15 protein-coding genes and 1 tRNA gene are annotated in these 14,436 nt (G+C 56.7%); 11 read left to right on the forward strand and 5 right to left on the reverse strand.

All coding sequences use genetic code 11. The features are described from left to right. Positions 1-2: 2 nt before the first annotated feature. The 3 genes from CGLUCO_RS04425 to CGLUCO_RS04435 all read left to right on the forward strand — a co-directional run bounded on the left by CGLUCO_RS04425 (position 3) and on the right by CGLUCO_RS04435 (position 2,943). Complete coding sequence (locus CGLUCO_RS04425; RefSeq protein ID WP_084035888.1) at positions 3-959, forward strand: Ppx/GppA phosphatase family protein; 957 nt, start codon at positions 3-5, stop codon at positions 957-959. A gap of 108 nt (positions 960-1,067) precedes the next feature. Continuing rightward, positions 1,068-1,141: transfer RNA gene (locus tag CGLUCO_RS04430), tRNA-Leu, on the forward strand. Between the two features lie 980 nt (positions 1,142-2,121). Further along, complete coding sequence (locus CGLUCO_RS04435; RefSeq protein ID WP_034989558.1) at positions 2,122-2,943, forward strand: Bax inhibitor-1/YccA family protein; 822 nt, start codon at positions 2,122-2,124, stop codon at positions 2,941-2,943. Positions 2,944-3,105: 162 nt separating this feature from the next. Here the strand turns inward: CGLUCO_RS04435 and greA are convergent, their stop codons facing one another. Together greA and CGLUCO_RS04445 are read right to left on the reverse strand one after the other, a co-directional pair. Further along, the gene (greA, locus tag CGLUCO_RS04440) at positions 3,106-3,648 is read right to left on the reverse strand and encodes a transcription elongation factor GreA (RefSeq protein ID WP_005391854.1); all 543 of its coding nucleotides are present in this window, start codon (positions 3,646-3,648) and stop codon (positions 3,106-3,108) included. A 160-nt stretch (positions 3,649-3,808) separates the two neighbouring features. Then, the gene (locus CGLUCO_RS04445; RefSeq protein WP_005395854.1) at positions 3,809-4,285 is read right to left on the reverse strand and encodes a DUF4307 domain-containing protein; all 477 of its coding nucleotides are present in this window, start codon (positions 4,283-4,285) and stop codon (positions 3,809-3,811) included. A gap of 326 nt (positions 4,286-4,611) precedes the next feature. On the opposite strand from CGLUCO_RS04445, the gene mca reads away from it, so the two are divergent. The 4 genes from mca (at position 4,612) to CGLUCO_RS04465 (ending at position 7,346) form a co-directional block, all read left to right on the forward strand. After that, positions 4,612-5,475: a mycothiol conjugate amidase Mca gene (mca, locus tag CGLUCO_RS04450; protein ID WP_034989560.1), complete on the forward strand. Its 864-nt coding sequence runs from the start codon at positions 4,612-4,614 to the stop codon at positions 5,473-5,475. A gap of 69 nt (positions 5,476-5,544) precedes the next feature. Beyond that, positions 5,545-5,886, forward strand: coding sequence for a hypothetical protein (locus CGLUCO_RS04455; RefSeq protein ID WP_005395858.1), 342 nt, complete (start codon positions 5,545-5,547; stop codon positions 5,884-5,886). A 55-nt stretch (positions 5,887-5,941) separates the two neighbouring features. After that, positions 5,942-6,712, forward strand: coding sequence for an isoprenyl transferase (locus tag CGLUCO_RS04460; protein ID WP_005391862.1), 771 nt, complete (start codon positions 5,942-5,944; stop codon positions 6,710-6,712). Positions 6,713-6,782: 70 nt separating this feature from the next. Further along, positions 6,783-7,346 (forward strand): flavodoxin domain-containing protein, encoded by a 564-nt coding sequence (locus CGLUCO_RS04465; protein WP_084035886.1) that lies wholly within the window; start codon positions 6,783-6,785, stop codon positions 7,344-7,346. Positions 7,347-7,516: 170 nt separating this feature from the next. On the opposite strand, the gene coaA is transcribed toward CGLUCO_RS04465, so the two are convergent. Then, complete coding sequence (gene coaA / locus CGLUCO_RS04470) at positions 7,517-8,446, reverse strand: type I pantothenate kinase (RefSeq protein ID WP_005391866.1); 930 nt, start codon at positions 8,444-8,446, stop codon at positions 7,517-7,519. Positions 8,447-8,808: 362 nt separating this feature from the next. On the opposite strand from coaA, the gene glyA reads away from it, so the two are divergent. Then, positions 8,809-10,110 (forward strand): serine hydroxymethyltransferase, encoded by a 1,302-nt coding sequence (gene glyA / locus CGLUCO_RS04475; RefSeq protein ID WP_005391867.1) that lies wholly within the window; start codon positions 8,809-8,811, stop codon positions 10,108-10,110. Positions 10,111-10,355: 245 nt separating this feature from the next. Here glyA and CGLUCO_RS04480 read toward each other — a convergent pair whose 3' ends face one another. Together CGLUCO_RS04480 and CGLUCO_RS04485 are read right to left on the reverse strand one after the other, a co-directional pair. Beyond that, a complete protein-coding gene (locus tag CGLUCO_RS04480) occupies positions 10,356-10,598 on the reverse strand; it encodes a hypothetical protein (protein ID WP_005391869.1) in 243 nt (80 codons plus the stop codon). After that, positions 10,595-10,987: a DUF5997 family protein gene (locus tag CGLUCO_RS04485; protein ID WP_196793973.1), complete on the reverse strand. Its 393-nt coding sequence runs from the start codon at positions 10,985-10,987 to the stop codon at positions 10,595-10,597. The genes CGLUCO_RS04480 and CGLUCO_RS04485 overlap by 4 nt, the downstream gene beginning before the upstream one ends. Positions 10,988-11,011: 24 nt before the next feature. Between CGLUCO_RS04485 and CGLUCO_RS04490 the strand changes: the two genes are divergently transcribed. The 3 genes from CGLUCO_RS04490 (at position 11,012) to phoH2 (ending at position 14,434) form a co-directional block, all read left to right on the forward strand. Next, positions 11,012-11,779: a hypothetical protein gene (locus CGLUCO_RS04490; protein WP_232621870.1), complete on the forward strand. Its 768-nt coding sequence runs from the start codon at positions 11,012-11,014 to the stop codon at positions 11,777-11,779. A gap of 152 nt (positions 11,780-11,931) precedes the next feature. Beyond that, positions 11,932-12,582, forward strand: coding sequence for an LGFP repeat-containing protein (locus tag CGLUCO_RS04495; protein WP_005391881.1), 651 nt, complete (start codon positions 11,932-11,934; stop codon positions 12,580-12,582). A gap of 430 nt (positions 12,583-13,012) precedes the next feature. Further along, entirely contained in the window at positions 13,013-14,434 is a 1,422-nt protein-coding gene (gene phoH2, locus CGLUCO_RS04500; RefSeq protein ID WP_232621869.1) for an RNA 5'-3' helicase PhoH2, read from the forward strand. The last annotated feature ends 2 nt before the right edge of the window (positions 14,435-14,436 follow it).

Here is a 14,436-nt window from a genome sequence, read left to right on the forward strand (position 1 = left end):
TCATGCAGCGTATTGCAGCGATTGACTGCGGGACCAACTCTTTGCGCCTCCTCGTTTCTGATGTGGGAAGCGAGGACATTCGGCAGGTTACCCGCACGATGGAGATCATTCGTTTGGGGGAAGGGGTCGATGAGACAGGGCACATCAGCCCGGCCGCCATTGAGCGTGCCCGCGTCGTCCTGGAAAAATACGTGGACCACATGGTTCGCGAGAATGTTCGCGCCGTGCGGATGGTTGCCACGTCCGCGTCTCGTGACGCAGAAAACCGCGATGAGTTCTTCGACATGACAGAGCGGGTTCTCTCCAAAGTCCAGCCCGGCGCGCGCGCCGAGGTCATCGATGGCACCGAGGAAGCAAAGTTGAGCTTCATCGGTGCCGTGAAGGACCTGCCTCCTACCAACGAGCCGATCCTCGTCATTGACCTTGGTGGTGGTTCGACGGAGTTTATTGTCGGCAAGCAAAACGGTGAGATCCTTGGCGCTTACTCCACGCGGATGGGGTGCGTCCGTTTGACGGAGCGTTTCCTTCACACGCAGCCGCCGACACCCGACGAGATTGCTGCCGCTCGTGCCTATGTACGTGAACAGCTCGCCGAGGTAGAAGCTACCGTGCCGGTCAACAAGGCCACGTCCTACGTGGGGTGTGCGGGCACGTTTACCACGCTTTCTGCCATCGCTCAGGGACTTGAGGAATATGACGAGCAGGCGATACACATGTCCACGATGCGCACGCAGGGGCTGAAAATGGTGACCCACGATTTGCTCGGTCAGACGGGTGCGCAGCGTGCGATGCTTCCGGTCATGCACCCGGGACGTGCCGATGTCATTGGCGGTGGTTCCATTGTGGTGGAGGAGACCGTAGACTTCATGCGTAGCCGTGCGGGTTTGGACACGATCACGATCTCTGAGCATGACATTCTCGACGGGATCATCGCTGGTTTGGCGCAAGAGGTGCGGTAGCTAGCGGTAGACGCACTGGAGATTGGGTTTGCGTGTATGGCGCAGACCCTAATTTCCTCTCCGGATATAGTGTCGATTATTCTTAAACGGTAGCCGCGTGAGTGGTGTCCCCCTGTAGCCCAATCGGCAGAGGCAGTCGACTTAAAATCGATTCAGTGTGGGTTCGAGTCCCACCAGGGGGACTTTTTGCGTTTTCATGTCGCTGGGGGCCGACGGCAAAAAGAGTACTAATCTGAGAGAAATCAATTGTCCACGTCGATAGATGCTTCTCGACGCTTCCCCTTGCTCGTTCTCGGTATCGAACGATCCAGCTGTTGGGGAAGTGGAAGGCTAAGGGTATTACCTCGAGAAGTTGGGCGCGGCCGAAAAGATGTACAAAATTACAAGTTTCAAACTTTCGAACATTACTTAATGTTTGCTTAATCCCGCAAATAGGGGTAATGCACGCTATGTTGTGCACGCTTGTCATGCGAACTGCTTTTACTGCAGGTTAAAAAGGTTGTAGTGCAACGCAGGGGTGCTACTTAACACGGTAAGAATTTCTTACCTCAGAGACATCTCGACCCGCGTGATGGATCAGACGTGGGGTGAGGTGAAGTCATACTCCCCTAAAAGGGGTCTGTTGTGTCCGCTTCTGCGTGCGCTAGCTGGCTGGAGGGATAGCGTTTGCTTTCTTCATCTTTATAGAAGAACCGCACTGTAAAAGTTAGGGGCAGAGGAAAGCGCTGTCGGGGCCCTGTGCCAGGACTTGATTGCTGGGAAGCAACCGCTGGTGCGCTTTCCGTGCAGAAAAGATTGCCTGGGGATAGTTTCCTGTTCTTTTCTGCGCGGAAGGACGCACGAGAATTCATAGACTCACAGACTCACATCTTCTCGCACTGCTTTGCATCGCATGGCACCGCTACGAATCGCATCGTATGGCACCGCTTCGCAAGGCGCCGCATGGCACCGCGACGCTCCGCCGCAGCGCACTGCCGTGACGCAGAAGGCTCGTTAGCCCATATCTTCGACAGGAGTAGGGAATGGTTTATAAAGTTTCGGCAACAAACTGTCGCAGATGGAACTATTTGGCGAGGTGTTGCGTTGGACAAAATGAGAGCCACACAAAGTGGCGCTACGATAAGTAGTAAACGTGACACGTCCAAAAGGAAGATTTAACACAGTGCAAAGTAACAACCCAGTTCTTACTTCCCTTGAACGCAGCGAGTCTAGGGGAGGCTACCGAGTCGGCTACGGCGAGCCAACCTCCCCGATGCAGAACTCACCCATGGGATACCAGGGAAGTCGCCCAATCACGGTTGACGATATCGTCTCGAAGACTGGTATCACCCTTGGTGTTATCGTCCTGTTCGCCGCTATCAACTTCGCGCTCGTGCCGATCCTCGGCACGGCAGGGCCGACGATGCTCCTCACATTCGTGGGTGCCATCGGTGGCCTTGTCACTGTGCTCATCTCCACGTTCGGAAAAAAGTACGGCTCTGCGGCAGTGACCCTCGCATACGCAGTTTTTGAAGGGCTGTTCCTTGGTGGCTTCTCCGGCATGGTCGCGGGCTTTGATCTCGTCGGGAATGGGACAGATGCAGGCGTTCTCATCGGGCAGGCAATCCTTGGTACCTTCGGTGTCTTCGCGGGCATGCTGTACGTGTACAAGTCCGGTGCTGTGAAAGTGACCCCCAAGATGCGGCGCATTGTCACCGCGATGCTCTTCGGTGTCCTCGCACTTGTTCTGGGTAACCTGATTGGATCCATTTTCTTCGGGTTCAACCCACTGCGCGACGGTGGCATGATCGCCATTATCTTCTCCCTGGCTGTCATTGCACTTGGTGCGTTCACTCTGCTCATGGACTTTGATTCCGCTGACCAGATGGTTCGTGCGGGTGCCCCGGCAGAGTACGCCTGGGGAATCGCCCTCGGTTTGGCCGTATCCATCGTGTGGCTGTACACCGAGATCCTGCGCTTCCTCAGCTACTTCAACAGGAGCTAGCGCATAACGAATAGACGTGGCCGCCGAGCAGAACCTTCCGCCTCTGCTCGGCGGTTTCCTTATGCCCCAAGCTCAGCGCGCGTTGAATACTAACCGCAGGGGGAGACGTCGACAAGCATGAAAAAGCCCGCCGGATGGTGCCGGCGGGCGAGGAGAGGAAGCTTACTTTTCGTCGTCTTGCTTGCGCTGTGCGCGGAGAGCAGCAGCCTTTGCAGAATCGTAAGGCTCAGCGGAAACGAGGGTGACAGAGACAGTCACACCGTTGGGCGCGGTGTACTGGCGGGTTTCTCCCTCCGTAGCGCCGAGAACAGCGGCACCCAGCGGAGACAGCTCAGAGTAGGTCTCCAGATCCGGGTTATCCGACGCGGTAGCGCGGGTACCGATGAGGAAGGTCTCCTTGTCGTTTTCGTCATCGTTGTAGTAGACGTGGACGACGGAGCCGACCTGGGCTTCACCCTCCTTGAGAGCGGTGCGCTCGGTGGTGGAGTTCTTCAGCATCTCCTCGATCTCGCGGATGCGGGATTCCTCCTGCGCCTGCTGATCACGAGCAGCATCGTAACCGGCGTTCTCCTTGAGGTCGCCTTCCTCGCGGCGCTCGTTGATCTCCGCGGCGATGGCCGGACGGTTATCGATGAGGGCCTTGAGCTCACGCTCCAGAGCAGCCTTAGATTCCGGGGTGATGTAGGTCTTTTGTACCTCAGCCATTGATATCCTTCCGTGATCACTCCCGAGGTAACAGCCACGGGCTGGGTCGATACCTCAGTGATCGCATACGTAAAAATTAAAGTTTACAGTGTCGCGTCCGTGCGAGGACAGTTCATGCCACAATTCGAGTGAATTCTACCACTGCCACTCAATAACCGGTTTACTGCTCGTGTGCCGATTCGTCCACCGGCACAGTGGAGAGCTCCTCTGGTTCCTCTGTGAGGTAAGACGGAAGCGTCGTTGAACAGCCGTAAATCCCGCCCATAACGGGCACGCCCCGGCTCGGGATATCCACGGTGTGTCGCGTCTTCTTGTCCCCGCCCGCAGGAATGAGCACTTCTCGGCGCCCTAACTCTGCGTGGTTGTAGTCCGAGGACAACACGATGCAGTAGGAATCCAAATCTGGATTGTCGCGGATCGTATCGAACGTGAGCCGCAATGTGTTGTCCTGCAGCCTCGTGTACTCGACCTTTTCCGCGTTGACCTTGTCGCGTTCTTGGTATTGGCTGTACTGCCACACCACGTATGCGCCGGCGATAAGAAACAAAATCGCGCCTATAACGATGATTTTTCCCGCCAGGTTGTTGTCAGTGCGCTGACGGTTGTAGCGAGAATCCAGCCGGCTTTGCGTAGTCATATCATCAAAGTTTAGCTGGCTGCAGAATACGGGGGAAATCGGGAGGGGCTATAAACAATGGTGGTTGACTACTGCATTGTGCCCTTCCAGCGTGTTGTTGCTGCAGTGTGGTTGCGATGCTGCCACGAATTGCTGGGATGCTGTCATGCGGGGATACTGCTACGGCGTTGCTATGGGCAGGGCATGCCGGGAAAGTCCACCAGCGGCTTTTGATCCTGCGGTGGTGCGATGACTGCATTCTGCCTTTCGTGTTTAACTGCGGAAAGGGGGAATGTAGGATATGCACCAACGTTGATGGAGATATGGAAAGAAGAGTGGATAGACAGATGAAGCGCTATTCAATAGTCGCCGTTCATGCTCACCCGGATGACGAGGCGAGTAAGGGTGCTGCCACAATGGCGAAATACGCCGCCGAAGGCCATCACACGTGCATCGTTACCTGCACGGGTGGCGAACGCGGGGATATTCTCAACCCCCATTTCGACGCAGCTGCTGTTTCCGACGGAATGCTCGCAGTGAGAAAGCAAGAAATGGTCGGCTCTATCAAGGCACTCGGTGCCGATCACGTGTGGCTCGGCTACGTCGATTCCGGATTGCCTGAGGGTGATCCACTCCCACCGCTTCCCGAGGGCTGCTTTGCCCTGCAAGATCCAGAGGACGCTGCGGATAAGCTCATCGCAGTATTGCGCGAAAAGAAGGCAGACGTCATCGTCACCTATGACGAGAATGGTGGGTACCCACATCCGGATCACATTATGGTGCACACCATTACGATGATCGCTTGGGAAAGGATGGGTGACCCGGGATACAAGCCGGAACTCGGGGAGGCCTACGAGCCCAAGAAGCTGTACTACACGCACGGTTTCATCCGGCAACGCGTCGAGAAATTCCACGAGGAGTTCCTCGCTCAGGGAAAACCGAGCCCGTTAGCCGACTACGTGGAGAGGATGCGTAGCAGGAACTTCGATCTGATGCGACGCGTCACTACGCAGGTTCCTTGTGCGGATTACTTCGAGAACCGGGATCAAGCTCTGCTCTCCCACGCCACGCAGATCGACCCGGAGGGCACCTTTTTTGCGGTGCCCTTGGAGATGCAAAAGCGCTTGTGGCCGACGGAGGAATTTGAACTTGCGCAGACGCGAGTGAAGACCGACCTGCCGGAGGACGATCTTCTGGCAGGGTTGTCCTAACCCACAGCACCCCCGCGCCCCAGGAGCTACTACGATATACGTAAAGCTTGTGGCGCGCCGTGCGCATACATGGTCGTGGAAGGAAAAATAGAGATGGTCATCACTGGATTTCTCCCATTGGTTCGGGAAAACCTGATGGAGGCGACGCAGACTGTCATCGCCCAGTCAGGTGGTCCGTCACCGGAGAACGCTGATTCCAGCCAGGCATCGCCTATTGGTCTCCTAGTTGTGGCAGCCATGATGGTCGCCATCTTGTTTCTTGGATGGCGCCTTGCCCGTCGCATCGCTCGGCTAAACCGTCGGCGCGCATTCGCCGAGGAGCATGGAATCGACGTATTCGACGAGGAAACGTTGAACAAAGCGATGCGGGAGGCTGGCATGGACATTCCTGCTCGTCGGCCACTTATCTGAGCGAACACGGGGGACATCTAGCGCGCGGTGAAGTCGCACAGTTAAAATCGCTAGTGTGAACTTGCTCCCGACATTGCTGTACCCGCTGTATGAGAACCATTTGAGGCGTGTCATCAAAGACAGGCCTCAACCCCGGCACGTCGCAGTCATGTGCGACGGCAACCGGCGGTGGGCGCGAGAGGCTGGATTTGCCGATGTCTCGCATGGCCACCGTGTGGGGGCGAAGAAGATCGGGGAGCTCATCCGCTGGTGCGAAGACACCAAGGTGGAAATCGTCACCGTCTACCTTCTCAGCACAGAGAACCTCAAGCGCAGTTCCGAAGAAGTAGGGCTGCTCTTCGATATCATCGCAGATGTCGTGGACGAGCTTTCCGCAACCGACCTGAATTGCCGCATTCGGCTTGTGGGACATATGGATCTTTTGCCCGAGAAGATCTCGACGAGAATGGCACGTGGAGCAGCTAAAACGGCAGATCACACGGGAGTGGTCGTAAACATCGCTGTGGGATACGGTGGCCGACAAGAAATCGTTGACGCGGTTCAGGCGCTCGTCAACGAGGAAGCAGAAAAAGGTACTCCCGCTGACAAAATAGCCGATGCGGTGACGATTGAATCGCTATCCCGACACCTGTACACCCGGGATCAACCGGACCCCGACCTCGTGATTCGGACCTCTGGTGAGCAGCGTCTGTCTGGATTTCTTTTATGGCAGGCTGCCTATTCTGAAATTTGGTTTACGGACACGTACTGGCCTGCCTTCCGTCGCATTGATTTTCTTCGCGCGTTGCGTGACTTCTCTTCGCGTAGTCGCCGATTTGGAAAGTAGCGCTTTTTCATTACTCTCTGGGGAGGCTCTGCCATGGGCAGCCCCCAGACTTGTCAATGTTTTAACCATCATGCAAAGGACCATCGTGCAGGAAAAACCGGCTGTGTACTTTTCTTCCGTCTACGGCTCCACCCGAGTGTATGCTGAGGCGCTCGCGACAGCTTTGGGGCGGCGAATCGTCGATATCACAGATGGTGTTCCTGCAGGCGAGGTGTGGAATGAAGAAGCAGCCCCGCTTATTTTTGTGGGACCTGTGTACGGAGTGAAGCTCCTCGGTTCCGAGTATGCTGCGCAGGCGGCGCGGAAAGTGGATACCACCTCCGCCGGTCAAGACGTCGCTTTTGTCACCGTTGGGTTGACGGATCCGGAGAAGGCGGCGGCGAAAGATAGCTCAGCAAAGTTTTTCGGGGAGGAGAAGGATCGCATCCGCCGGTTCTACGTGCCTGGACGGCTTCACTACCCAGATCTTCGCCTTGTTCACCGCACAGCCATCAAGGGAATGCTGCTGTACTACTCCACCAAGCCGGGCACCTCCGCTTTTGAAAAAGAGCTAGTCGCTTCAGGCGGGGTGGGGTTCGACAAGGTGGACACGGAGAAAATCCGGCCGGTTGTGCGGTGGGCACAGGCGCGTTAGACAGACGAAGCGCCTGCCTGGGCCTCACACTCCTACCGTTGCCATCGTCCCAGGAAACGATCCCGTATCTGCTTCCGCTGTTCCGATTGTGTCCACTCCTCGGCTACCTTCACGAACACCTCGTACACGTAAGTCGGGCGAAGAACTGGAAAAATGGCGGTATGTCGCTTTTAGTGCTTGCGCATGCGAACGCGTTGAACGCGGTGATCTGGTCCTTTGCGAAGCACAAGAGAGGCGCGGACACGAGTGGGGAGAATATTTTCAACAAGGTTCGGGAGGTTGATTGATTGCCAAATCTCCCGCGCCTCTGCGCGCGCCCGCTCTTCGGAAAGCCGGGAATAATGTGCAAAGTGGGCATCAGGCTCGGAGAACACCGTTGAGCGGAGAGCGAGAAAGCGATTAATGTACCACCGCTCGATATCCTCCGCTGCGGCGTCGACGAAAACGGAGAAGTCGAACAGGTCACTAACCATGAGCGTAGGGCCAGTTTGGAGCACATTTAGCCCCTCGAGGATGAGAATATCCGGCTTCTTCACATGGGTATAGACATCCGGAAGCCTGTCGTATTTGAGGTGGGAGTACACCGGTGCCATGACATCTTCTTTGCCTGATTTTACGTCGGTGACGAAGCGGAGGAGAGCTCTCTGGTCGTAGGAATCCGGAAAGCCTTTGCGGTTCATCATTCCCCGACGCTCCAGCTCGGCACTCGGATAAAGGAAACCGTCGGTAGTGACGAGGTCAACCCGCGGGGTGGACGTCCATCGTTGGAGGAGGACATGGAGGACGCGCGCGGTGGTGGACTTTCCCACAGCCACGGATCCACCGATGCCGATGATGAACGGTACACGGAACGTAGGGGTACCCAGGAAGTCGGCGGTAGCGTCTGTCAACTTTTGCCGCGCCTTCGCCTGCATGTAAATCAGGCGAGAAAGAGGTAGGTAGACATCTGCCACCTCTTCCAGGTCGATCATGTCTCCAATGCCACGGAGCTTCTCAACTTCCTCAGCTGTGAGCACCTGGGGGGTGTTTCGCCGCAGTTCGCGCCATTCATCGCGCCCAAAGTCTATATAGGGGCTGGGGTCCGGGGATCGTTTCGCCATAGCTCTATTTTGCCCGTGGTGAGCCAACCCGGAAACCTTTGGGGTAGGTGGAAGGAAAAGAAGAAAGAAAAATAATGCACTATGACTGTATAGCACCTCCAATTGGGGGTGGATCTCGAACCTGTTAAAGGAAAAGGATTTCGCTAATGCATAGAACTATGCATATTACCTGGCGGAAATCTGGTATAAGTGAATAATTCACTGGTCTTAACCAGTGTGAGGTAAAACGTAGTATTTTTCGCGACGTTTGGTCTCGTGAGACTCTAAAATAAGTGACAGAAAGGCCCAAGGCCGATGCACGTGACTTGCATCTCAGACTTGGAAAGACACCATTACGCTCAAGAAAGGTTTCGGATACGGTTATGACAGCCCCGAATTCCCACGACGTACGCTATCGGGAGCTCAAGGAGCTCGACCCGAAGGTTCATGAGGCAATTATGGATGAGCTTGGTCGCCAGCGCGACATGCTCGAAATGATCGCTTCGGAGAACTTCGTCCCGCGTGCCGTCCTCCAGGCTCAAGGCTCCATTCTCACCAACAAGTACGCGGAGGGCTATCCCGGCCGTCGCTACTACGGTGGCTGTGAGAATGTCGATGTGATTGAGGATCTTGCTCGCAGCCGCGCGCGCGAGCTCTTCGGCGCTGAGTTCGCTAACGTCCAGCCCCACTCGGGTGCGCAGGCCAACGCAGCCGTGCTGATGTCGCTGGCGAACCTCGGTGACAAGATCATGGGTCTGAAGCTTGATCACGGCGGTCACCTCACCCACGGAATGAAGCTCAACTTCTCTGGCAAGAACTACGAGGTTGTAGCCTACGGGGTGGATGAGAAGACACATCGCCTTGATATGGATCAGGTGCGGGAGATGGCTCTGAAGGAGCGCCCGGCTGTGATCATCGCTGGTTGGTCGGCCTACCCGCGTCACCTCGATTTTAAGGCTTTCCGCGACATCGCTGACGAAGTGGGCGCAAAGCTGTGGGTGGATATGGCTCACTTCGCCGGTTTGGTTGCTGCCGGCTTGCATCCGAGCCCCGTGCCGTACGCGGATGTCGTATCCACAACCGTTCATAAGACTTTGGCCGGACCACGATCCGGCATGATCCTTGCCAAGCAGGATTGGGCAAAGAAGATCAACTCCTCCGTCTTCCCGGGGCAGCAGGGCGGACCGCTCATGCATGTCATTGCGGCAAAGGCCGTCGCTCTGGGAATCGCTGGAACTGATGAGTTCAAGGATCGCCAGCAGCGCACTCTTGACGGTGCACAGATCCTCGCCGAGCGCCTCAGTGGTGAGGACTGCAAGAAGGCTGGAATTGAGCTGCTGACGGGAGGAACAGATGTTCACCTCGTCATGGTTGACCTCCGCAACTCGAAGATGGACGGCCAGCAGGGCGAGGACCTTCTCCACGAGGTAGGCATCACGATTAACCGCAATACCGTGCCCTTCGATCCGCGTCCGCCGGCGGTTTCTTCTGGTCTCCGTATTGGTACCCCGGCTCTAGCAACCCGTGGCTTTGACGAGGCGGGCTTCCGCGAGGTCGCCGATATCATCGCCACGGCTCTTGCAGCGGGCGAGTCCGCCGATATCGAGGGACTGCGTGCGCGTACGAAGAAGCTCGCTGATTCCTACCCGCTGTACGAAGGCTACGAGAACTGGACCATTTGCTAGGTTCGCTGGGTTGGCTTTGTATGCTTAGCTAAAGTCCGAAAATCCCCCGGTTTCGCCATGTGATGGCGGAGCTGGGGGATTTTCCTGCACATGTGGTTGTTTCTCACGCATTGGCCTGAGCGGGCATACTGGGTGCTGACGACGGATGATGCCCCGTCCACTGTCAGTAACCGCGTCGCGTCGAGTCATGCGTGACCGTGACAATGTGCTGGTGAATGTGAGGTGTTTGTATACGGCTGGCTGATCTAGCCGATGATGAGGTCACCACGAAGGTAGCTGACGAACATCCAGGTCGCGGATATAACTACGATGAGGGAGATCATGACCCACATAGCGATGGTCAACTTAGATACCCCACCGTGTTCGTCGAACTGGTCATCAGAGGAGCGGTCAGTATCCTGTGCCTCGTCCCGGTGCGGGTTAAAAGGCGAGGAATGAACGTGGTTACCCCGTTCTTCGGGGTCCCTGGCTGTCGGGTCGAACGTCACTTTTCCTCCTCATTCTTCGGGGAATGCTCTGCACGCTTTTGTGCCATATCCTTGCGTGCCTTGGCAAGCCACTCGGGCTGGTCAGCGAGGAGCTCCTTGATCTGTGCAGTAGTCAATGGCGCGGAGATCTCGCTGTTCTTCAGAGCGGTATTCGAAATACCGAGTTTCTGTGCCACCACCTTTCGCGGGTGCGGTCCCTCACGGCGGAGGGTTTGTAGCCACTCGGGCGGATTGGTTTGTAGCGCCACAAACTCATCGTGTGTCAGCGCCGAAGCCTGGAACTCCTCGGGCGTTGCCGGCAGGTAAAGGCCGAGCTTGTTGGCTGCGGTTTGGGGTTTCATCGCTTGCGCGGACGGTTCACGGCGCACGCTGCTATCGCTTTCACTCACGAGGTTAACGGTATCATTTGCTCCATGAGCGTGGAAGTTTTCTTCTGTACTGGGGCGGAACCAGGAAAGTGGTTTGACCGTTACCACGAGAACACAACGCACCCGGAACTCATTACGTCGAGGGTGGACGACCCCTTCGCATGTTTCGGCAAGCGGGTCACTCGTCGTGCGCACGGTGAAGAGCTGCCCGTCCCGGTTGCGTTGACGCGCCTTCCTGATCCCCGGCTTAGCGAGGGGATGCACAGGGTCGTCCTGTACACAGAAGAGCCAGGGATCGCGGTGGGGAAGGAGACGGAGCTTGCGGAAATTTCCCCAGACAAGGTTTATCCTTCTGAAATCGAAGGGGAGATTGTCAACTGGGCAATCGGCGAGGATCGGGCCGTTGACGTGCAGGCGGTTCGGGATGGTCTGGCGGTGTCTGCCGCGGGCGTTGGAATTGTCCTCGCGCCCCGGCCTCTCCTTAAGGTGCTGTCCAAGAAGCAGATTAAACACTTCTCTTTTGCTAGCGAGCGGACGACGGATATCGCCCTTGTCTGGCTTATCGACGATGACTGCGATGCGATCCAGGACCTTGTTGGGACAATGAAAGGTCGCACCCGGACATCGTCGAGGGGCAGCGCAAAGGCGGGGCAGAATAGAGGTACAGGAAAGGCTGCGGGTAAGAAGACGAAGCCGCAGACATCGAAAGCGCGCGGGTCTCACAGTGGCTCCTCCTCCCATCATTCACGAGGTTCCGCGCAGGTAAGACGACGGAAAAACGACCGCGGCAATCGTGGTAGGAAGAGAAATTGACATGTATTTAGTGTTCGCTTTTGGAGATTTCCGCAGGTAAACACGGTTCCTCCCAGTTAACGTTTGGGCAATTAATTGAAAATTTCAGTAAAACTCCCCATAATGGTTGAGGTAATAAGCAATTTATTAACTGTTAGAAATGAGGAATCGTTTTGAAGACGACGACTGTTAAGAAGCTCACCGCTCTCACCGCTACCGCTATGCTCGGCCTCGGTCTGGCTGCATGCTCCCCGGCCCACGAGAACCCCGCTTCCAGTGAGGCTGTTGAGTCCGCCGATGCGAAGGCATCTGAAGCACAGGAGGCTCGCGAAGAGGGTGCTAAGGTGACCGAGACCAACGTCACTACGGGTACGGTCACGGAGACCGCCACCGCTGAAAGTGCAAACGGTGCCGCAGGCGCTGAGGTCGCAACGACTACTCTGACCGATGCTAATGGCAACGAGGTCAAGGTCCCCGAGGCTATCGCTGACAAATACGAGGCACTGGGTGGCGCTGAGTCCAAGCTCGGCCACGTCAATGATGTCAAGGACTACGGACAGAATCGCTGGCTGGCAACCTTCGAGCGCGAGGGTTACAACCACTACCTGGCTTACACCCCCGAGACCGGTGCGGTTCTCATCCACGGCGAGATCGCAAAGCAGTGGCTGAACGCTGGTGCTTTCGACTCGAGCGTTGCTGCTCCGACCGACGAGGAAGTTGCTCTCACTGACGGCTCCGGCTGGGAGCAGGCCTTCCAGAACGGTTCCATCTCGTGGGTGAAGGATGCAGCAGGTGCCTTCACTGCTGACGTCGAGACCAAGTAAGGGCATCACTCCAATCGCAACGACCGGGAAGCAGATTCGCCTGTTACGCGGTTAGCGTGAGATACTGATGATCGTAGAAAGCGCTACGTGGCATGCCACGTAGCGCTTTCTTGTACCCGCTGAAATTGAGATTCAGCTCAGAGGGCTGCTCAACTGGTAGTTGAGAAAATGGGGGTACACGGGGGAGAGAATCGTGAGGGACAGGGGCTCGTCCCTAGCTGGGGGTTAATGCAATGTTCAACTTACAGCGCTGTAATTTTAACCTGCGGTTGTTAGCGTGGGTGGTGACCGAGCGGATAGGCGCAATGAGCGCCCCACCCCTTCGGTATGAAGGAAAGGACACGTCCGCTCGGCAGTTCATTGCCTGCACTACACACGACTCGGTGCGTGAGCATCGATTAGGCACCGAGTTGGAAAGGGATTGTCCGCGATGGTTTCACTAACCCGCACCCCGCATACATCACCTGCCGCGAGCCCGACCTCGACGGGGCAAACCGGAAAGTCCTCCGAGGACCCTGCACATGACGGCCACCTCCCAACCCCGACAACCTCGTATGTGTTGGATACATCAGTGCTGCTCTCTGACCCGTGGGCGTTGCGAAAGTTCGCTGAGCATGATGTCGTTGTCCCCCTCGTGGTGATCGGTGAGTTGGAGCAGAAACGCCATCACCCGGAGCTTGGCTGGTATGCGCGCGAGGCACTGCGCTTCCTTGAGGATCTTCGTCACACCTACGGTCGGCTTGACCAGCCGATACCGGTGAGCAAGGAGGGTGGCACCGTCCGCGTGGAGTTGAATCACCAGGACCCCTCTATTCTTCCCTCTGCTTTCGCCAAGGATTTCCAAAACGATCACCGGATTCTCGCCTGTGCCCTGAATCTGCAGAAAGAAGGCCACCGGGTGACGTTGGTAACGAAGGATATTCCGCTGCGCGTGAAAGCAGGCGCAGTGGGACTCGAAGCCGACGAATATCACGCCCAGGATGTCGTCTCATCGGGGTATACGGGAATGGCACACGCAGAAGTCGACCGCGCCACGATTGACACCATTTATCGCGACGGCGTGGTGGAGGTCGACGCGATCGACACAGTGTCAGAGGAGTACGTCGCGGATCTTCCCGTCCACTGTGGTATCTCGCTGACATCGGGCAGCACCTCGGCTCTGGGGCGCCTGACACCCCACGGTCTGGTGCGGCTTGTCCGAGGCGACCAACAGGCGTTCGGTATTTCTGGACGTTCTGCTGAGCAGAGGATTGCGCTCGATTTGCTTTCCGACGAGTCGGTGGGCATCGTCTCCATCGGAGGTCGCGCAGGCACGGGCAAATCAGCGCTGGCGCTGTGTGCAGGGTTGGAAAGTGTTCTCGAGCGACGGCAACATAAGCGGATTGTCGTCTTTAGGCCGCTCTACTCCGTCGGCGGACAAAATCTGGGCTATCTCCCCGGTTCGGAGGACGAGAAAATGAACCCGTGGGCGCAGGCCGTCTATGACACCTTGGAGGGGCTGGTGTCCGACAACGTGTTGGAGGAAGTCGAGTCCCGAGGCCTGCTAGAGGTGCTGCCCCTCACGCATATTCGTGGCAGAAGCCTACATGACAGCTTCGTCATCGTGGACGAGGCGCAGTCGTTGGAGCGCAACGTCCTGCTCACCGTTCTCTCCAGGTTGGGCAAAAATTCCCGGGTCGTTCTCACCCACGATGTAGCCCAGCGTGACAACCTCCGCGTGGGTCGCCACGATGGCGTCCAGGCAGTGATCGAGAAGCTGAAGGGGCATGACCTCTTCGCACACATCACGCTGACCCGTTCAGAACGATCGCCCATTGCAGAGCTTGTTACAGATCTTCTAGAACGCCATTAGTT

It is taken from the genome of Corynebacterium glucuronolyticum DSM 44120 (assembly GCF_030440595.1).
Taxonomy (GTDB): domain Bacteria; phylum Actinomycetota; class Actinomycetes; order Mycobacteriales; family Mycobacteriaceae; genus Corynebacterium; species Corynebacterium glucuronolyticum.